Here is a 20,031-nt window from a genome sequence, read left to right on the forward strand (position 1 = left end):
GACATCTTATTACACCATTCCCGCCTTGAGGATTGCGCATAAATCGTGCATAACTCCTTTATGTGCGTTTTGCGGGATGGAAGACCATGAAATTTATTGGAAAGCTACTCGTCTATCTTCTGGTAGCCGTGCTGATTGTGGTTCTGGCGCTCTATATCCTGCTCCAGACCCGCTGGGGAGCGAGTCAGGTCAGCAACTGGGTGACGGTAAATACCGACTACGAGCTCAGTTTCGACAAGATGAATCACCGCTTTTCGTCGCCTTCCCACATCATTCTGGAAAACGTCACCTTTGGCCGGGATGGCAAGCCCGCCACGCTGGTTGCCAAAAAAGTCGATATTGGCCTCAGTAGCCGACAGGTTACCGATCCGCTGCATATGGACACCATCTCCCTGTTCGATGGCACGCTGAATCTTTCTCCTCAGACTGCGCCGCTGCCCTTCCAGGCAGACCGTCTGCAACTGAACAACATGGCCTTTAACAGCCCCAATACGGAGTGGGATTTAAGTGCCCAGAAAGTCACGGGGGGTGTCAGCCCATGGCAACCAGAAGCAGGTAACGTGCTGGGTAAAAATGCGCAGATCCAGATGAGCGCAGGATCGCTCACCCTGAACGGCGTGCCGGCCACCAACGTGTTGATCGAGGGTCAGTTGAACGGCAAGGAAGTGGTGTTGAACACCATCGGTGCCGATATGGCCCGCGGTTCACTCACCGGCTCCGCCCTGCGTAACGCCGACGGAAGCTGGATCATCGACACCCTGCGTCTGAACGAGATCCGCCTGCAGAGCGATAAAACGCTGATGGATTTCTTCGCACCGCTGACCACCATCCCCTCTCTGCAGATTGGCCGCCTGGACGTGACCGATGCCCGCCTGCAGGGCCCGGACTGGGCAGTCACTGACCTTGATTTAAGCCTGCGCAACCTGACGCTGAGTAAAGGCGACTGGCAGAGCCAGGAAGGGCGTTTATCCATGAACGCCAGCGAATTCATCTACGGTTCGCTGCATCTGTTTGACCCAATCCTGAATGCGGAATTCTCTCCGCAGGGCGTGGCGTTGCGCCAGCTAACCTCCCGCTGGGAAGGCGGCATGGTGCGCACCTCTGGCAACTGGCAGCTCGACGGCAAAGCGCTGGTGCTGGACGATGTCGCCATCGCCGGGCTGGAATATACCCTGCCGCAGAACTGGAAAACGCTGTGGATGGAGCCTCTGCCGGAATGGCTGAACAGCGTGACGCTGCAAAAATTCGGTCTGAGCCGTAACCTGGTGATCGACATCGATCCGACCTTCCCGTGGCAGATCACCTCTCTGGACGGCTATGGCGCAAACCTGCAGCTGGTGAAAGATCGCCAGTGGGGCGTCTGGGGCGGCAGCGCAACCCTGAACGGTGCGGCCGCGACCTTTAACCGCGTGGACGTGCGCCGTCCGTCGCTGGCGCTGAATGCCAACGCCGCCACGGTGAACATTACCGACCTGAGCGCGTTTACTGAGAAAGGCATTCTGGAAGCCACGGCGACGGTTTCACAACTGCCCCAACGGCAAACCACTGTTAGCCTGAACGGGCGCGGTGTGCCGCTGAACGTGATCGAGCACTGGGGTTGGCCAGCGCTGCCGATTGCGGGTGACGGCAATATTCAGCTCACCGCCAGCGGCAGCGTGCAGGACAAAGCCCCGCTGAAGCCAACCGTTAACGGGAAACTGAATGCAGTGAATATGGATAAGCAGCAGGTCGAGCAGACAATGACGGGCGGTGTGGTTTCAACACCGATGCAATAAACAAGCCGGGTGGCGCAAGGTAAATGCAAAACGGCAACCCTGTTGCCGTTTTTGATGTTTGTTCCCTCTCCCTGTGGGAGAGGGTCAGGGTGAGGGCATCAGACCGCACAATTATCGTAGGCCCGGTAAGCGAAGCGCCACCGGGCATTTGTACGGCTCAGAGGTGAATCACCACCTCATCCCCCTCGGCTTTCACCACCACACCCCACTCGCTGCCCGCGAGTGAACCGCCCTTCACACCGCTCACCTTCTGCACGTTGCGCAAGCACACCGACCAGTTTTGCGCGTCTCCCGCACCGGTAAGGGTCACGATGTCACCCCGACGTGATGCCTTCAGCGTAAACGTCACGGAGCCGTCCGCCGCAGGCACTTCGCTCATCGCCGTTGCGCCGTCATCCAGGTTAAACAGCTGGAAGGCTGTGCCCTCATGCCACGCGTAATCCGGCTTCTGGTTATTATTGCCCAGCGCCAGCAGTGTGTTATCGCGCACATAAACTGGCAGGCTCATAAAATCGTGCTGCTGTTTATGCCAGCGGCTGCCCTGGATTTCATCGTTATGCCACAGATGCGTCCAGCGTCCTTCCGGCAGATAAAACTGCACGTCACCCACTTCGGAGAACACCGGCGCAACCATCATGGAATCCCCCAGCATGTACTGACGGTCAAGATAATCGCACGCCGGATCGTCCGGGAACTCGAGCATCATCGCCCGCAGCATCGGGGTACCGAACTCGCGCGCCAGCGCAGCCTGACGATACAAATACGGCATCATCTGGCATTTCAACTGAGTGAAATGGCGCACCACGTCGCAGGACTCGTCATCGTACGCCCACGGCACGCGGTAGGATTTGCTGCCGTGCAGGCGACTGTGGCTGGAGAACAGCCCAAACGCGCACCAGCGCTTGTAGACGTGCGCCGGAGCCGTATTTTCGAACCCGCCGATATCGTGGCTCCAGAAGCCAAAGCCAGACAGGCCGATCGACAGCCCACCGCGCAGGCTTTCTGCCATTGATTCATAGTTGGCGTAACAGTCACCGCCCCAGTGCACCGGGAACTGTTGCGCACCCACGGACGCTGAACGGGCGAACAGTACAGCCTCGTCTTCGCCGACGGTTTCTTTCAGTACGTTCCACACCAGTTCGTTATAGATGTAGGCGTAATGGTTGTGCATCTTCTGCGGATCGGAACCGTCGAACCACTGCACGTCGGTCGGGATACGCTCGCCGAAGTCAGTCTTGAAACAATCCACGCCAATATCCCCCAGGCCTTTCAGCTTGTCGGCGTACCATTTGCAGGCTTCCGGGTTGGTGAAGTCATAGATCGCCAGACCCGGCTGCCATTTGTCCCACTGCCACAGGGAGCCATCCGGGCGCTTGAGCAGGTAACCCTTCTCTTTCAGTTCCTGGAAGATTGGGGATTTCTGGCCGATGTACGGGTTGATCCACACGCAAACCTTCAATCCTTTCTCTTTCAGGCGACGGATCATCCCTTCAGGATCCGGGAAGGTCACCGGGTCCCACTCGAAATCGCACCACTGGAAGGCCTTCATCCAGAAGCAGTCGAAGTGGAAGACGTGTAGCGGCAGGTCGCGCTCGGCCATACCGTCGATAAAGCTGTTGACCGTGGCTTCGTCATAGTTGGTGGTAAACGAGGTGGTCAGCCACAGGCCGAACGACCACGCTGGCGGCAGCGCCGGACGCCCGGTGAACTGCGTATAGCGGTTCAGCACCTCTTTTGGGGTCGGGCCGTCGATCACGAAGTACTCGAGATGCTCGCCTTCGACGCTGAACTGCACTTTAGAGACTTTCTCGGAGCCGATTTCAAACGAGACATTCTCCGGGTGATTCACCAGCACGCCGTAGCCGCGATTGGTCAGGTAGAACGGGATATTTTTGTATGACTGCTCGGTGCTGGTGCCGCCGTCGCGGTTCCAGGTTTCGACCGTTTGCCCGTTGCGCACCAGCGCGGTAAAGCGTTCACCCAGGCCATAGACCGTTTCCCCCACGCCCAGATCCAGACGTTCAAACACATAATTGCGATCGGTATTGCTGTCCTGCACGTAGCCGTTGTTTTTCAGCTGGCTGCCGGTAATACGCTGGCCATTACGCAGGAAATCCAGCGCCCAGAACTCACCTTTGGTGACGCGTACGCTGACATTGCCGCTTTTCAGTTCGGCAAATTCCGCATTGTTTTCAATCTCTACCTTCACGCCTTTCAGCACGTTCAGCGGATAGTGCGGGCCGTTATCCAGTGCGCCCTGGAAGTGCTCAATGCGCACCCCGACAATCCCTTCCTGCGGGGCAAACAGGCGCACCGTGAACATCAACGTGTCGAGCTGCCAGGTGCGTTCGCGCACGTCGCGCGGCGCCACGTAGACCACCAGGTCATTGCCCTGTTGCTCCACATCGAACACCTGCACCGGATAGGTCACGTTCAGGCCCGGTTGAATAAGCCAGTTTCCATCACTGATTTTCATACTCTCGTCCTCTTAGTTCTGCAATTCTTTGCTGACCGGCAGGTTTTCAAACTCCTGCTGATTGCGGCGCGCGCCCTGCGCCAGCTCGCCCAGGATTTTGGTCAGGAAAGGGGTTTTCAGCGTGTAGTAGCGTTTGGCGATAATGGCGCTCAGCACGTAGCAGACCGCCGGGGCCAGGGTAAACAGGCCGATAATGATGCTGATGGTCGCGCTGTTCTGGGTTTTGGCTGCCGCATCGTAACCGCCGCCTGCCAGCATCCAGCCGATCATCGCCCCGCCCAGCGCCAGGCCAAGCTTCAGCACGAACAGCGTGCCCGCAAAGCTGATGCCGGTCAGGCGCTTGCCGTTGGTCCATTCGCCGTAGTCGACGGTATCGGACATCATTACCCACTGAATCGGCGTCACCAGCTGGTGCAGCACGCCGATAACGAAGATGAAGCCGAACATCAGGACGGTGGCATGCATCGGCACGAAGAACATCGCCACGCTGACCACCGCCAGCGCGGCGTTGGTCCACCAGAAGATGCTGACCTTGCACTTCCAGTCGGTGAGCGGTTTTGCCAGCGCGGAGCCAATCAGGTTGCCAACGCAGTAGGTGGTAAGGAACGCGACGAACACCTCCGGCGAGCCCATGATCCAGGTGCAGTAGTACATCATCGCCCCGCCGCGCACGCAGACGGCAAGGATGTTGAGGATGGTGAGCACGCCAACAATGCGCCACTGGTCGTTTCGCCAGATATCACGCAGGTCTTCACGCATGGAGGTGGTGCTCGGTGGGACCTGGATGCGCTCTTTGGTGGTAAAGAAGCAGAACGCCAGCATCAGGAACGCGACCACCGACAGCACGGCGATCCCGCCCTGGAATCCAAAGGCTTTGTCGTCGCCGCCAATCAGGTTCACCAGCGGCATCATCAGCACCGTGGAGAGCATTCCGCCCGCGGTCGCCAGCACAAAGCGCCAGGACTGAAGGGAGATACGCTGCGTCGGGTCGTTGGTGATCACGCCGCCCAGCGCGCAGTAGGGGATGTTTACGACGGTATAGAGCAGGGTCAGCAGGGTGTAAGTAACGGCAGCGTAAACCATTTTTCCGTTGAGGCTGAGGTCCGGCGTGGTGTAGGCCAGCACGCAGACGATGCCGAATGGGATAGCGCCGAACAAAATCCACGGACGGAACTTGCCCCATCGGCTGCGGGTGCGGTCGGCAATCAGTCCCATGCACGGGTCGGAGATCGCATCCAGTGCGCGCGCCAGCAGGAACATGGTGCCGACAAACCCGGCGGGAATGCCGAAAATATCGGTGTAGAAAAACATCATGTACAACATGACGTTATCAAAAATGATGTGGCTGGCGGCGTCTCCCATGCCGTAGCCAATCTTCTCTTTTACTGACAATACTTCGCTCATCTTTTTTTATCCTTCACGCTGTAGGGGGCGCTGAGACCGGTTACATTGGTTTTAAACCATTGTTTCAAAGGCGGGTATTGCGTTTTCTGGTTAAGAGATTACGTTTCTTGTTTTTTGTGATCGCGGTAAATGTTGGGAAGCACGAGGGGCTAACATGAGGATTTTCTTAGGAATTAACTGAAACAGGGGTGTACAGGTCAAAAGAGAGGTGAAAAAAGTGTGTAGGGGTATGTGGTAAATGCCTGAAAGTAGCTATAATGCGCCCCGCCTCCATGTAGCAATCGAGGCGCGGAAGATCGTCATCTCCGGTGAGGTGGCTGGACTTCAAATCCAGTTGGGGACGCCAGCGTTCCCGGGCAGGTTCGACTCCTGTGATCTTCCGCCAATTAGCCTCTACTGAACTCCACTGTCTCAAGTAAATCCCCTATAATACCCGCAATTAAAGCTGATTATGTTCTCCCGAGGTCTACTGTCTCTACCAGAATCAAGTGCATTCTGGGGGCATAATGGGGGGCATGATTTATAGCCCCATTTTGAGATGCCCCCAATGAAGCTAACAGTCAGACAAATTGATACAGCCAAACCCAAAGAGAAGCCGTATAAGCTATCTGATGGTGGCGGCCTCTACCTTGAAGTAACTACCAACGGCTCACGTTACTGGCGTTTAAAGTATCGCTACGCAGGTAAAGAAAAGCGTCTTGCTTTCGGCGTTTATCCCGAGGTTTCTCTCGCTCAAGCACGCGAAAAGCGTGATGCTGCGAAAAAGCTGCTGTCTGCTGGAAGCGATCCCGGTGAAGTAAAGAAAGCAGAGAAAATTGCCCAAAAGCTTAACTATGAAAATACCTTCGAAGCTATTGCCCGTGAATGGCATCAGTTGAGAGCGGATCGTTGGTCATTACGCTATCGCGATGAAATTATTGATACCTTTGAAAAGGATATTTTCCCCTACATCGGTAAGCGCCCTATAGCTGAAATTAAGCCCATGGAATTGCTGGAAACCCTTCGTCGTATGGAAAAGCGTGGTGCATTAGAAAAGATGCGCAAAGTCAGACAGCGCTGCGGTGAAGTATTCCGTCATGCGATTGTGACCGGACGCGCTGAATACAATCCAGCACCCGATCTCGCCACAGCCCTCGCAACACCAAAGAAAACACATTTTCCATTCCTGACAGCCGAAGAACTCCCTCACTTTCTTAGAGATCTTGCCGGTTACACCGGTAGCGTTGTTACCAAGACTGCGACTCAAATCATCATGCTTACAGGGGTACGAACTCAGGAATTACGTTTTGCCCGCTGGGAGGATATCAATTTTGAAAAGCGGCTTTGGGAGATCCCTGCTGAAGTGATGAAGATGAAACGACCACACATCGTTCCGATGTCGGATCAGGTTGTCGAGCTCTTTGAGTCACTTAAACCTATTACCGGGCTATACCCACTGGTATTCGTCGGACGTAACGATCGAACGAAGCCGATCTCAAAGGAAAGCGTTAATCAGGTTATTGAGTTATTGGGATATAAAGGAAGGCTGACAGGACATGGTTTCCGCCACACGATGAGTACCATACTCCATGAAGAAGGTTTTAACTCAGCGTGGATAGAAACGCAGCTAGCCCATGTGGATAAGAACGCGATACGTGGGACTTACAACCATGCGCAGTATTTGGAGGGGCGTAGAGAGATGATGCAGTGGTATTCAAACTTTATTAAAGTGAAATGTATATCGATAAAGTAATTAAAATATCAGCTTTAATTAATTTTCAAGTGGGCATTTTAACAGCCCACTTTATTTTTATTTTTTGCTTCCAAATTGAATGCCAAAAAGCTTATTCTCAGCTTTATCTCCTCGCAATGTGAGTACAACTTTTGACCTTAAATCATCCATTTCTGACTTGGAGAGTGTTTCGGCCATAGCTTGGAAGTTTTCTGTGTTTAACGACGCTATATACTGTTTTCCATTAAATTTCACAGATTCATTTATGAATGCAAACCATCTTGAACGCACCCCAGGGTCAATATCAGCAAACAGGCGGTTGTCATGCCACAACATATTCATCGAATGATTTTGACCATACATAAATACTAACCAATCAAAACATAATATCCTTGCATCATTAATACCATCAGAATCATCTCCTTCTATTTGAATGCTTAAATCATAACGAATTTGATTATCACCGGTATTAACATCTAAGACTATACCAGCCGGTACTCTCGGATACAATATTTCAGCAAGCTCGGCAAATATTCTATCATATTCTGATAAAGGATTGGTGGAAGTATAATCAACCGCCAGTCTATCTTGTTCAACTTTTCTTTCTCTTAATTTTTGTGCTTTTTCTTGGAGTTTAGTTGCAAAGTTTAAGTATTCATGCAATCTTGATTTTTCTTCCTCTAATTCAGCAAGTTGCCTTGCAACGACGGAATATTCATCAAGCGCTTTTTTACCATTCAAAGATTGCAGATTTAGATCTCGAAGCTCTGAAACTTCAGCAATATTAAACCTGAGAATTTCCAATTCAGAAAGCAGATTTATTTTATCCTTCTCTAATCGTCTTTTTCTATTGAAAGAAAGTGAATTATGAAAATTTTCAACCGCTTCAAAATGAGCTAATGTTTCTGGTTTGAAAATATTTTGCAAACCAGAATATAAATCAAGTAAATCTTCTCTTGATATATCTGGATGTTCTAAAAGAGTTTTATCAATATTACTTATTCTAAATTCAATAATGTTTTTATTTTTTTCTAACTCTCGTACTTTCTTTGTTAATATATTTATTTCTTCTTCTATAGCTCGATATTTTTCATGAATCTGGAATTCATCTAGCTCATCTTTCAATTTCGGAATGACACGCTCAAGCCACTCATAACGAACTTTGGGCTGAGAACCAGCTCTAAACATATCTTTTAATATATCGTCGTTCTGCCAATTTTTTAAAGATTGACTAACCTTGTCTAATTCATGCTTATTATTTCTTTTAGACAAAATTAAGGTATGATCAATACCTAATAAAAATGCCGTTCGGAGTAAAGCTTCAAAATCAGGCTCTTTAGTTGTGCGAACTGGGCTAATGCAGTCATCCCTTGTATATCGTGTAAACCGCTTAAATAGTGACCTAAAGCTTAAATAAGGAATGTTATCATTTAAGTTAAATATGCCAGATTTATCCAATAACTCTTTGTATGCCTTTAAAGAAATAGGCTGATCATTTAATATTATTTTTTTCCCATTACCCGTTCTCGAAACTAAGTATTCAGTCCCGTTGTGTGAAAAAATTAATGTAAACCACCAATCAGGAACAGCAGAGGATAATTTTTTATCAGCATTTGCTCCTAAACAATGCTGTATAAGGCCAAGTACTAACGTTTTGCCAACGCCATTACTACTCCCTTCTTTTTCAGTTGAACTATCCCCTATTATTAGAGTTAATCCAGATTCATTGAAATATACAGGGTGAAAAGTTGGTTGATCGCAAGTTAAGCGGATTAGTTTCATTAAACTTCTCTTCTACTATAGTTCATTATCATTGCAAACTTCCAAAGTTAATCTGCCTTCTTCATCAACAATTATCTGCTTGATGCAAAATAGAATATCTAGGGCAAATATAAATTGTGTAAATGATGGAGTTATCAGCTCTGTGGATTTTTTTTGTTCAATTTTCGACCAGAGCTCATCGACAGATAGTGGTTCATCTATAATTGTCCGGATGTACCCAGCAATTGCTACTAAAGAATTGCTAAATCTAATATGTTTATGTGGCAGAAGCATTGTTTGGATGTTCATACGCATCGCACGTCTCAAAATATTTTGCCAAGATCAGCTCAGCGGCAAATCTATAGCTAGCTTTAGCATTTTCATGAATTCCTGATGGGAGTAATCTATCAATCATCCAAAGATATCTCAAGTCCGCTCGTTCAGGAATTTCGGAAGATATGGCTAATTTACTTTGTGCATAAGTCTCTTTGACTTCCTGTGCTATGCGTTGTTCTAAACCATTATCTACAGAATTGAGAAATTCATTTATTAGGTATAATTGATAGCTATTCATTTCAAGCCTTAATTTTATAGGCTTAGAAATACCATTTATTTTTATTTTCTCATCAAAATCAGGTGCTGTTTCGCTTAAAAAAGCCAAGTCTGAAGAGGATTTATATGCCAAATAATTCAAAACTTCGCCGACAGCACGACTATCAATAAAATCCAGATCTACGTCTGGAATTAAACCTACAATATCTTGCTTATCACACTCTGACAAAGACATAAACTCTTTGAGGAGTTCCATCCCTCCCATAGCTCCTGCATGGTCAAGGCATTTTTCGTCCGCAAGCTTTTTTAGGGAATTTCCTACAGGTGCAGGAATACCCTTAAAATAATCATTCATAACAAAAGTATACTTTGATACCTTTCCCCACTTAACAACTAACTTGTCAAAATCGCCAATCGATTTATTAACAGCTTCTAGCTCTTTGATTTGATTAGAAGGCTTGGGGCCATAAACCTGGAAGTAGTGAGCTTCGGTTTCTATCCATCCATCGTTTCCACCATCTCCCCAGTTTCCCCACGGTGATACAGCCTGGAATCCAGGGGTCGTATATTGCATAACCTTCGAAAAAAGAGCCTGAAAAGCATCGCCCATGCTTTCATGAATCTTCAGTCGAAATAACTGCCTGTAAAGATATTCTTGGTGTGTAGAACTCATACGACCCGCATCTTTGATGAACAATTTTTGATGATAATATCCTCTCTTTCAGTGATGTAAACCTGTTATTTTGAAAATTGGGACTACTTCCACTTTACAAAACCAAATTTTCTTAAATTCTACCAACCCACCCCCAAAACACATATGAAAAATCGAATATGACATTGACTCCTGTACAAACCTGTTTATCATTAAAAATATTTGTCGGAGGTATCAATGAAACTTACCAATTTACAACTCTTCAAAAATCTCTCCGATGAAACCCGCCTGGGCATCGTGCTACTGCTTAGAGAGATGGGAGAGCTATGCGTGTGCGATCTATGTACTGCGCTGGAACAGTCTCAGCCCAAGATTTCACGCCATCTGGCAATGCTCCGGGAAAGTGGACTTTTGCTGGATCGCAAACAGGGCAAGTGGGTTCATTACCGCCTGTCCCCGCATATTCCTTCCTGGGCCGCTCAGGTGATTGAGCAGGCCTGGTTAAGCCAACAGGACGACGTACAGGCCATCGCCCGTAAGCTGGCATCGGCAAACTGCTTTGGTAGCGGTAAGGCTGTTTGCATCTAAAAAATTTGCCTGAACATATATGATTTTACGAATGTGAGGTATTGAGAATGAAGACGTTAACGGTGTTTGACCCGGCAATGTGCTGCAGTACCGGCGTATGTGGCTCAGATGTCGATCAGGTTCTGGTTGATTTTTCTGCTGATGTGCAGTGGCTGAAAGGACGTGGCGTACAGGTTGAACGTTACAACCTGGCGCAGCAGCCCATGAGCTTTGTTCAGAATGAGAAAGCGAAAGCATTCCTCGAAGCATCTGGAGCAGAAGGGCTTCCGCTACTGCTGTTGGACGGTGAAACTGTGATGGCAGGGCGATACCCAAAACGTGCTGAGCTGGCTCGCTGGTTCGGTATTCCGCTGGAGAAGGTAGGGTTAGCTCCCACCAGCTGCTGTGGTGGTAATACTTCCTGTTGCTGAATATGTCAGGAGGACATATGAAATTCTTACAGAATATCCCGCCTTACCTGTTTTTTACTGGCAAGGGAGGCGTAGGAAAAACTTCCATTTCCTGCGCGACGGCTATCCGCCTTGCCGAACAGGGTAAGCAGGTTTTGCTGGTCAGTACCGATCCTGCCTCGAATGTCGGCCAGGTATTCGACCAAGCTATCGGTAACAACATTCGCCCTGTGACAGTAGTTCCTGGGCTTTCTGCTCTGGAGATTGACCCGCAGGAAGCCGCCCAGCAATACCGCGCCAGAATTGTTGATCCTATCAAAGGTCTTCTGCCAGATGACGTTGTTAACAGTATCAGCGAGCAGCTTTCAGGAGCCTGTACCACTGAGATTGCGGCGTTTGACGAGTTCACCGGCTTATTGACAGACGCTACCCTGCTGACCCGCTTCGATCACATCATTTTTGATACAGCGCCGACGGGCCACACGATTCGCCTTCTCCAGCTTCCCGGTGCCTGGAGTAGCTTCATTGAAAGTAATCCAGATGGTGCTTCCTGTCTTGGCCCAATGGCCGGGCTGGAAAAGCAGCGTGAGCAGTATGCTCATGCAGTAGAGGCGTTATCCGATCCTGAACGTACCCGCCTGGTTCTGGTTGCACGACTGCAAAAATCGACGCTGCAGGAAGTCGCCCGCACCCATGAAGAACTGGCTTCAATTGGCCTGAAAAACCAATACCTGGTGATTAATGGTGTGCTGCCTAAAGCCGAAGCTGAACATGACGCCCTGGCAGCTGCGATATGGCAACGTGAGCAGGAGGCACTGGCAAATCTTCCTGCCGGTTTATCTGAGCTACCGACAGATACCCTATTACTACAGCCAGTCAATATGGTTGGTGTGTCCGCATTGAAGGGACTGCTGGATATCCATTCTGAGGCGTTACCGCTCCCGGCAACGAACGTTCTGTACATGCCTGAAAACTTATCGCTCTCTGGCCTGGTCGAGGATATCGCTCGCAGTGAACACGGCCTGATTATGCTGATGGGCAAAGGTGGCGTAGGGAAAACCACGATGGCTGCGGCTATAGCCGTCAGGCTGGCAGACATGGGATTTGACGTGCATCTCACGACCTCTGATCCTGCTGCGCATCTGAGTACAACGCTGAACGGCAGCCTCAAAAACCTGCAGGTCAGCCGCATCAACCCTCACGATGAAACCGAACGCTATCGTCAGCATGTCCTTGAGACGAAGGGAAGAGATCTGGACGAAGCAGGGAAACGGCTACTGGAAGAGGATTTACGCTCTCCCTGTACTGAAGAAATTGCCGTGTTTCAGGCCTTTTCCAGGGTGATTCGTGAAGCGGGTAAACGGTTTGTTGTCATGGATACTGCCCCTACGGGGCACACGCTTTTACTGCTGGATGCGACCGGGGCTTACCACCGAGAGATTGCCAAAAAAATGGGGAGTAAAGGTCATTTTACTACCCCAATGATGCAGCTTCAGGACCCGGAACGCACCAAAGTTCTGCTGGTTACGCTTCCTGAAACCACACCGGTGCTGGAAGCGGCAAACCTGCAGGCTGACCTCGAGAGAGCGGGGATTCATCCGTGGGGCTGGATTATCAATAACAGCCTTTCCATTGCGGATACGCGTTCTCCGTTGCTTTGCCAGCGTGCTCATCAGGAACGGCCTCAGATTGAGGCTGTTAAGAATCAGCACGCTGACCGTATAGCGCTTGTTCCGGTGCTGGCGTCAGAGCCCGCCGGTATTGAAAAGCTCAGAGAGTTGATGAGTTAATTTTTTGGCATATACAGGGCGACAAAGTCGCCCTGTCAGGAGGTTTTATGTTACTGGCAGGCGCTATTTTTGTCCTGACCATTGTTTTGGTTATCTGGCAACCGAAGGGATTAGGGATCGGCTGGAGTGCAATGCTGGGCGCGGGACTGGCTCTGATATCTGGCGTTGTGAATGTGGGAGATATTCCGGTGGTGTGGAATATCGTCTGGAACGCGACGACGACCTTTATTGCCGTAATTATTATCAGCCTGCTGCTTGATGAGTCCGGTTTTTTCGAATGGGCAGCGCTGCACGTTTCCCGCTGGGGTAACGGTCGTGGACGTTTGCTCTTTACGTATATTGTTCTGCTCGGTGCGGCGGTGGCGGCACTGTTCGCCAACGATGGTGCGGCACTTATTCTAACGCCGATAGTCATCGCCATGCTGCTGGCACTAGGGTTCAGCAAAGGCACCACGCTGGCATTCGTCATGGCTGCGGGTTTTATTGCCGATACGGCCAGCCTGCCGCTTATCGTGTCGAACCTGGTGAATATAGTCTCGGCGGACTTCTTTGGACTGGGCTTCACTGAGTATGCGTCGGTAATGGTGCCGGTGGATATTGCCGCTATTATCGCCACGCTGGTGATGCTGCATCTGTTCTTTCGCAAAGACATTCCGCCAACGTATGACCTGGCTCTGCTGAAAGCACCGGCGAAAGCGATAAAAGATCTGGCAACCTTCAGAACCGGCTGGATAGTTTTAATTCTTCTGCTGGTTGGGTTCTTTGTCCTTGAGCCGCTCGGTATTCCCGTTAGCGCGATTGCGGCTGTTGGAGCCGTGATCCTGTTTGCAGTAGCTAAACGAGGCCATGCTATTACCACTGGCAAAGTGCTGCGCGGTGCGCCATGGCAGATCGTCATCTTCTCATTGGGGATGTACCTGGTGGTCTACGGTCTGCGCAACGCCGGGCTAACCGAATACCTTTCAGGTGTGCTGAACGTACTGGCGGATAAAGGACTCTGGGCTGCGACGCTGGGTACTGGCTTCCTGACGGCTTTCCTGTCTTCCATTATGAACAACATGCCTACCGTGCTGGTTGGCGCTCTTTCTATCGATGGAAGCACTGCAACTGGCGTTATTAAAGAGGCGATGATCTACGCCAACGTGATTGGCTGCGATCTGGGCCCGAAAATTACACCTATTGGTAGCCTGGCAACGCTGCTCTGGCTGCATGTCCTTTCACAGAAGAATATGACCATCACCTGGGGATACTATTTCCGCACCGGGATCGTCATGACTCTGCCTGTGCTGTTTGTAACGCTGGCCGCGCTGGCGCTACGTCTCTCTTTCACTTTGTAATGAGATACTGATATGAGCAACATCACCATTTATCACAACCCGGCCTGCGGCACGTCGCGTAATACGCTGGAGATGATCCGCAACAGCGGTAATGAACCGACCGTTATTCATTACCTTGAAAATCCACCGTCACGCGATGAACTGGTCAAACTTATCGCAGATATGGGGATTACAGTACGGGCGCTGCTGCGTAAAAATGTCGAGCCTTATGAAGAACTGGGGCTTGCCGAAGATAAGTTTACTGACGATCAGTTAATCGATTTTATGCTTCAGCATCCGATCCTGATTAACCGCCCGATTGTGGTGACACCATTGGGAACGCGCCTTTGCCGCCCTTCCGAAGTGGTACTGGATATTCTTCCGGATGCGCAAAAAGGTGCATTTGCTAAGGAAGACGGCGAGAAAGTTGTTGATGAAACAGGTAAGCGATTGAAATAAACATAAAGGGGGCAGACGCCCCCTTATTCCTGCCTCAAGGCATAAGATCTGAACCTTCTGGCAGAGTACTATTCCCTTCACCAAGTTTCATTTGCAGCAAAACCGTGTCAAGCCAGCGGCCATGTTTGAAACCAATGTCCTTTAATGTGCCTATTTCAGTAAATCCTGCGCGGATATGCAGCGCAACAGAAGCAACGTTAGCGCTGTCACCCACAACAGCAATCATCTGACGATATCCCTGAGATTCGGCCCATTTTAATGCATGGTCGAGCAGTGCTTTTCCGACGCCCTGGCGCTGATAAGCCGGATCAATATATATCGAATTTTCAACCGTGAACCGATAAGCATGGCGTTCGCGGTAACGGGAAATATAACAGTAGCCAATGATCGTATCGCCCTGCAGGGCGACATACCATGGGAATCCCCGAGACTGAATGCTCCTCAGTCGGTTAAGCATTTCCTGCGTATCCGGAGGTTCGGTTTCGAAGCTACCTGTACCATGCAGAACATGGTAAGCATAGATATTGCGTATCGCGGTAATGTGCTGTTCTTCAGCTTTGATAATGTGCATCGAATTGCTCCAGTAATGGTGTTTTACAAACTACCGAAATTCGCGACAGCAGGTTAAGCACTTAAGCTTATAATCTGTATAAGCAAAAGTTTGGCTACAGAAGATGGGGCCGCAGCCCCATCTATTAGCCTGCCATTTTTGCCAGCAGAGCCGCACCCACTGGTTCTTCGTTCTGCAGTGGTATTAATGCAATACGCTTTGCAAACTGCTCTGTAACGTCATTTATCAGCGGCAGTTCGCGACTGGCTCGGGTTACCAGGAACGGTGAGGACGGTTTCGCAGCAGCCAGACTGCTATTGATTACCCATGCCCATGGTTCAATTTCAGCCCGACGCAAATCCTGCTGCAGGTTTGCTGCTTCCAGTACAGGTGTCGTTTCGGCAAGCGTCACGATAATCACCTTCGTCTTCTCCGGGTCCTGCAATTGCATCATTGGTGTCATCACATGGTCATGTGTTTGCCCCATCTGGCGCACCATTTCCCGGTGATAGGCCCCTGTTGCATCCAGTAGCAGAAGCGTATGACCCGTTGGCGCGGTGTCCATAATGACAAAATGATCGTCTGCCTCTTTGATGATCCGCGAGAATGCCTGGAAGACGGCGATCTCTTCAGTACATGGTGAGCGGAGATCTTCCTCCAGCACCGCCAGCCCTTCTGCATCTAACCCTTTCCCCTGATTTTCCAGAACAAAGCGACGATAGCGTTCAGTCTCTACTTTCGGGTCAATACGGCTGACCTGAAGGTTTGGTATCGAGCCATCCAGCGTATAAGACAGATGTGCTGCCGGATCTGACGTCGTCAGATGGACTTTATGACCGCGTTTTGCCAGAGATACCGCCACCGATGCTGCAACAGCCGTTTTGCCGACCCCGCCTTTACCCATCGTCATTACCAGACCTTTACCTGTCAGGCTGAGTTCATCCACCAGCGAGGCAAGTTTTGGTAAATCCAGAGTGTTCAGCGTGGTAGCTGGGAGAGACATCGAGGCTTCGCTCTCTGTAAATAACCCACGCAGGGCTTCGAGACCGACCAGATTAAATGGCTTCAGATACAGCTGCGAGCGGGGAAGGTTCGCCAGATTCTCTGGCATAGCAAGTAGCGCTTTTTCCTCCCGAGCTAAAATACTTTGCGCCAGCGGATCATTTTCACCCACAAATGGCGGCAACACACCATTAATGGCAAGGTGTTGATGCCGCAAACCGATAGCAGACAGCTCATCATGCGTATGGGAAACCTCTTTCAGTGTCGAAGCCTGGGCGCGGGCAACCAGAACCAGACGCGTGAGTGCAGCATCAGAGAGCGCCTTAACCGCATCTGAGTACTGGTGCTGTTGTTTCTCCAGCCCCACCAGCGGCCCGAGGTTAGCGGCGGCATCGGGGTTCGCTTCCAGATAACCGCTCCAGGCTCCCGGCAGCTCAAGCATGCGGATGGTGTGACCGGTTGGCGCGGTATCAAATACGATATGGTCATATTTTTCCCGCAGCTCATGATTGGTCAGTAGACCGGTAAACTCATCAAACGCAGCGATTTCCGTGGTGCATGAGCCAGAGAGCTGTTCTTCAATACTGCTGACCACATCGGCTGGCATCAGCCCGCGAACCGGGTCGAGTACGCGGTCACGATAAGCCTGTGCTGCAGCCATCGGATCAACTTCCATCGCGGCAAGATTTTCTACGGTGCTGATATCTGTGATTCGGTGGCCGATAGTCTGGCTAAAGACCTGGCCGACATTGGAAGCCGGATCGGTACTCACCAGAAGCGTTCTCTTACCCTGATCGGCCAGCCATACCGCAGTAGCACAGGCCAGAGATGTTTTACCCACGCCACCTTTGCCAGTGAAGAAGATGAACGGGGGAATGTCTTTTAAAAATGGAATATTCATCAGTAATAGCTCCTCTGGAATTAAGGCATACGTGGAATGCTGCAGCAGCGTGGTTGCGTGTTGTCTTAACTCCAGTCCTGAGTAAGCGGAATACCTGACCAACGGGCGATATCTTCACGCGTCGGGAGTTTGCCTGCCATCACGAGCTTCCCATCGAGCAAGGTGACGGGGAGGGACTCCATTCCTGATGTGTTCAGGAACTCTTTGATGACGGGGGTATTCAGGAACTGCTGTGGGTTCTTCGCAAGGCTGTAGCGCTGAATATCAACGCCATTCTTTTTCGCCCATTCGGCGTTGGCGTTCCATTTGACGGCATTGTCGCTGACCACAACGCTGCTGGTTGCGCAGCAGCCTGCTGCTTCAAAGATCTCAATTTTTGACATGGACTGTTTACCTCAGTGTTTAGTCATTTGGCTTTACACTGAAGTAAACGAAGGTGACGGGAAAAAGATGCGCGATTAATTCATTTTTTTGTGGCAGCAGACGGGAGACGTGTCATCCGCCTCAATCTGACAAAGTTCTGTCATCGTTTCTTTCAGGTGCTTTCTGGCTCGAAGCAAACGGGATTTAAACGCCGTAAGCGTGATTCCCAGTTCATCGGCCAGAGACTGCTGGGGACGCCGGTTAAGGTCGGACTCTTCAATCAACCATCGCTCATCTTCGGGTAAAGCCTGTAATGTTTCAGGCAGGCAAATATCCAGCGTTGAGATTGCATCAGGGGATACGTCTGTTAATGGGGCATCTTCTTCCAGCTCAACAAACTCCCTGGTGGTGCGGTACTCATCAATCAGCAGATTCCTCGCCGCCCGATATAGCCAGGCTCGCGGATTCTCCATCTCGCAGAAACTGTCTGAATGAGCGCGGGCACGCAGGAATAGCTCTTGCAGAAGGTCTGCTGCTTTTTCGCTATCACCTGTCTTCGATGTCAGGAAGCGAGAGAGTTCGGCTTCATGTTGCCGCCATAACGCGCTCATGCAGTTGTTGAATGCCGTTACATCACTCATCCTAGCCCTCAGATTTTGCTCTGATTAACCCGCCGGGAAAGTTCTTCTGCAGACTCTTTACGTTCGCTGTAGCGATCGACGAGATAAGCTGAGCTACCTCTTGTCAGCAGAGTAAATTTCACCAGTTCTTCCATCACATCCACGATGCGGTCGTAATAAGACGATGGTTTCATTCGTCCATCTTCATCAAACTCCTGCCAGGCTTTTGCCACGGAGGACTGATTCGGGATGGTGATCATCCGCATCCAGCGGCCAAGAATGCGCATCTGATTTACGGCATTGAAAGACTGGGAGCCACCGCAGACCTGCATAACGGCCAGCGTCTTACCCTGAGAAGGGCGAACAGCGCCTTCCGAAAGTGGTATCCAGTCAATCTGAGCCTTCATGATGCCGGTCATCGCACCATGGCGTTCAGGTGAGCACCACACCATGCCTTCGGACCAACGAACCAGCTCACGCAGCTCCATGACTTTAGGATGCGAATCAGGCGCATCATCAGGAAGAGGCAAGCCAGAAGGATTGAAGATCCGCACCTCTGCGCCCATGGCAGTCAGCAGCCTTGCAGCTTCCTCAGTTGCCAGTCGGCTGTAGGAACGTTCGCGTACAGAGCCGTACAACATGAGGATACGTGGAGGATGGGGAACGGCAGGAACGCCGAATCTTGCCTCTGTGATTGAGGTGTCGAACAAACCCGAATCAACATTCTTAAGATCACCTGTCATTTTACTTCTCCGTCTTCTGGGGTATGGTGAGGCAGTCGTCAGTTCCTGAGCAGCATTCTTCTGTCAGGAAGGCAATCAGAGCCTCAAGATTTTCATATCGAGCATGGCAAAAGAGCGTTCTGCCCTGACGTTCCTGGCGTACCAGAGAAACTGATATCAGCGATGAGAGATGATGGCTCAGCGTAGAGGCAGGGATGTCGAGCCGCTTCTGCAGTTCGCCAACCGGTAAACCTTCATGTCCGGCTTTAACCAGCTCTCTGTACACGCTCAGTCGTGTAGGATGTCCCAGCTCTTTCAGAGTGTCTGCTGCTTTTGAAAGCTCCATTTGCATCTCATTTCTATATTTCCGGAATTGTAGAAATATACCTAATTTCCTTTCCTGGTAAAAGAGAGGCAATGGTAGATGTCGGCACGCTCAGATTTAACCTACGAACTCTAACGACCGAAACTGTCTCTTAAACTTCTAACACATAAATCAAGTCGCGACATTTCGGACAAACCTTGTCCCCATGCCAGTGAGTATCGCACCAGCAGCATCGCCATTGCCGTATCGTCGTGTTAGTAGGTCGAAGGCGCATTTCTGGAGGCGGGATAGTTTTTGGCGAGGTTTCTTCTGGTACTGTTTGGAGCTTGTTAAATCGACATGTTTTAAGCCGAGCAACATTGTTGATATGCCTCGGTATGTGCACAAACGTTTTTGTAGATGTCAGAGGATTAAACTGAACACCGATCTGCAGTTTGCAGTAAATACAAAGCAATGAATCAAAATCAACCTGTTGAACAGATTCTGGTGTAACCCATTCACCATCTACGGTGACGGCGTGAGTGGCTAAGACGAAGTAATTCATCATGTGTTACCAACGGTGCAAAACTGATCCACCCCAACGGTTGAAAATTGATCCAGGGGTTAATCTGCTCCTCTGAATACAGGGGAGCTTATGATCACTTTTGAGATTCGTATGGAAATTAAAGTCCTGCA

General features: G+C 50.3%; 17 protein-coding genes and 1 tRNA gene. 8 read left to right on the forward strand and 10 right to left on the reverse strand.

Annotated features, from left to right (window positions below; translation table 11 throughout):
• Positions 1-86 precede the first annotated feature (86 nt).
• Entirely contained in the window at positions 87-1,775 is a 1,689-nt protein-coding gene (locus JGF26_RS19665) for an AsmA family protein (protein WP_134708588.1), read from the forward strand.
• Positions 1,776-1,932: 157 nt separating this feature from the next.
• Here JGF26_RS19665 and yicI read toward each other — a convergent pair whose 3' ends face one another.
• Complete coding sequence (yicI, locus tag JGF26_RS19670; RefSeq protein WP_134708589.1) at positions 1,933-4,251, reverse strand: alpha-xylosidase; 2,319 nt, start codon at positions 4,249-4,251, stop codon at positions 1,933-1,935.
• Positions 4,252-4,263: 12 nt separating this feature from the next.
• Positions 4,264-5,655: a glycoside-pentoside-hexuronide family transporter gene (locus JGF26_RS19675; protein ID WP_134708590.1), complete on the reverse strand. Its 1,392-nt coding sequence runs from the start codon at positions 5,653-5,655 to the stop codon at positions 4,264-4,266.
• A 290-nt stretch (positions 5,656-5,945) separates the two neighbouring features.
• Here JGF26_RS19675 and JGF26_RS19680 point away from each other — a divergent pair.
• Positions 5,946-6,040 (forward strand) — tRNA-Sec (locus JGF26_RS19680).
• A 162-nt stretch (positions 6,041-6,202) separates the two neighbouring features.
• Positions 6,203-7,387 carry an integrase arm-type DNA-binding domain-containing protein gene (locus JGF26_RS19685; RefSeq protein WP_057057301.1) on the forward strand — a complete coding sequence of 395 codons (1,185 nt, stop codon included), beginning with the start codon at positions 6,203-6,205 and terminating at the stop codon, positions 7,385-7,387.
• Positions 7,388-7,444: 57 nt separating this feature from the next.
• Here JGF26_RS19685 and JGF26_RS19690 read toward each other — a convergent pair whose 3' ends face one another.
• Both JGF26_RS19690 and JGF26_RS19695 read right to left on the reverse strand, forming a co-directional pair.
• Entirely contained in the window at positions 7,445-9,148 is a 1,704-nt protein-coding gene (locus JGF26_RS19690; protein WP_126498998.1) for a DUF2326 domain-containing protein, read from the reverse strand.
• A 256-nt stretch (positions 9,149-9,404) separates the two neighbouring features.
• Entirely contained in the window at positions 9,405-10,352 is a 948-nt protein-coding gene (locus JGF26_RS19695; RefSeq protein WP_071886831.1) for an ABC-three component system protein, read from the reverse strand.
• A gap of 216 nt (positions 10,353-10,568) precedes the next feature.
• Here JGF26_RS19695 and arsR point away from each other — a divergent pair, with 216 nt between their 5' ends.
• The 5 genes from arsR to arsC are packed head-to-tail and all read left to right on the forward strand — an operon-like array spanning position 10,569 to position 14,873.
• Positions 10,569-10,919, forward strand: a complete 351-nt coding sequence (arsR, locus tag JGF26_RS19700; protein ID WP_057057334.1) for an As(III)-sensing metalloregulatory transcriptional repressor ArsR — start codon at positions 10,569-10,571, stop codon at positions 10,917-10,919.
• 47 nt (positions 10,920-10,966) lie between these two features.
• Entirely contained in the window at positions 10,967-11,329 is a 363-nt protein-coding gene (arsD, locus tag JGF26_RS19705) for an arsenite efflux transporter metallochaperone ArsD (RefSeq protein WP_000855179.1), read from the forward strand.
• A gap of 17 nt (positions 11,330-11,346) precedes the next feature.
• The gene (gene arsA / locus JGF26_RS19710) at positions 11,347-13,098 is read left to right on the forward strand and encodes an arsenite efflux transporter ATPase subunit ArsA (RefSeq protein WP_057057333.1); all 1,752 of its coding nucleotides are present in this window, start codon (positions 11,347-11,349) and stop codon (positions 13,096-13,098) included.
• A gap of 47 nt (positions 13,099-13,145) precedes the next feature.
• Positions 13,146-14,435, forward strand: coding sequence for an arsenite efflux transporter membrane subunit ArsB (gene arsB / locus JGF26_RS19715; protein WP_134708591.1), 1,290 nt, complete (start codon positions 13,146-13,148; stop codon positions 14,433-14,435).
• A gap of 12 nt (positions 14,436-14,447) precedes the next feature.
• Complete coding sequence (gene arsC, locus JGF26_RS19720) at positions 14,448-14,873, forward strand: glutaredoxin-dependent arsenate reductase (protein WP_017880248.1); 426 nt, start codon at positions 14,448-14,450, stop codon at positions 14,871-14,873.
• A 34-nt stretch (positions 14,874-14,907) separates the two neighbouring features.
• Here arsC and JGF26_RS19725 read toward each other — a convergent pair whose 3' ends face one another.
• From JGF26_RS19725 to JGF26_RS19750, 6 genes are all read right to left on the reverse strand, one after another.
• Complete coding sequence (locus JGF26_RS19725; protein ID WP_057057331.1) at positions 14,908-15,444, reverse strand: GNAT family N-acetyltransferase; 537 nt, start codon at positions 15,442-15,444, stop codon at positions 14,908-14,910.
• 124 nt (positions 15,445-15,568) lie between these two features.
• On the reverse strand, positions 15,569-17,326 hold the full coding sequence (arsA, locus tag JGF26_RS19730; protein WP_129996980.1) for an arsenical pump-driving ATPase: 1,758 nt from the start codon (positions 17,324-17,326) through the stop codon (positions 15,569-15,571).
• A gap of 65 nt (positions 17,327-17,391) precedes the next feature.
• Positions 17,392-17,709, reverse strand: coding sequence for an arsenic metallochaperone ArsD family protein (locus JGF26_RS19735; protein WP_134708592.1), 318 nt, complete (start codon positions 17,707-17,709; stop codon positions 17,392-17,394).
• 75 nt (positions 17,710-17,784) lie between these two features.
• Complete coding sequence (locus JGF26_RS19740; protein WP_126498997.1) at positions 17,785-18,330, reverse strand: sigma-70 family RNA polymerase sigma factor; 546 nt, start codon at positions 18,328-18,330, stop codon at positions 17,785-17,787.
• Positions 18,331-18,338: 8 nt separating this feature from the next.
• A complete protein-coding gene (gene arsH, locus JGF26_RS19745) occupies positions 18,339-19,052 on the reverse strand; it encodes an arsenical resistance protein ArsH (protein WP_023305188.1) in 714 nt (237 codons plus the stop codon).
• 1 nt (position 19,053) lies between these two features.
• Entirely contained in the window at positions 19,054-19,377 is a 324-nt protein-coding gene (locus tag JGF26_RS19750) for a metalloregulator ArsR/SmtB family transcription factor (RefSeq protein WP_129996981.1), read from the reverse strand.
• Positions 19,378-20,031 lie beyond the last annotated feature (654 nt).

The sequence above is a fragment of the Enterobacter sp. E1 genome (assembly GCF_016809815.1).
GTDB lineage: Bacteria > Pseudomonadota > Gammaproteobacteria > Enterobacterales > Enterobacteriaceae > Enterobacter > Enterobacter adelaidei.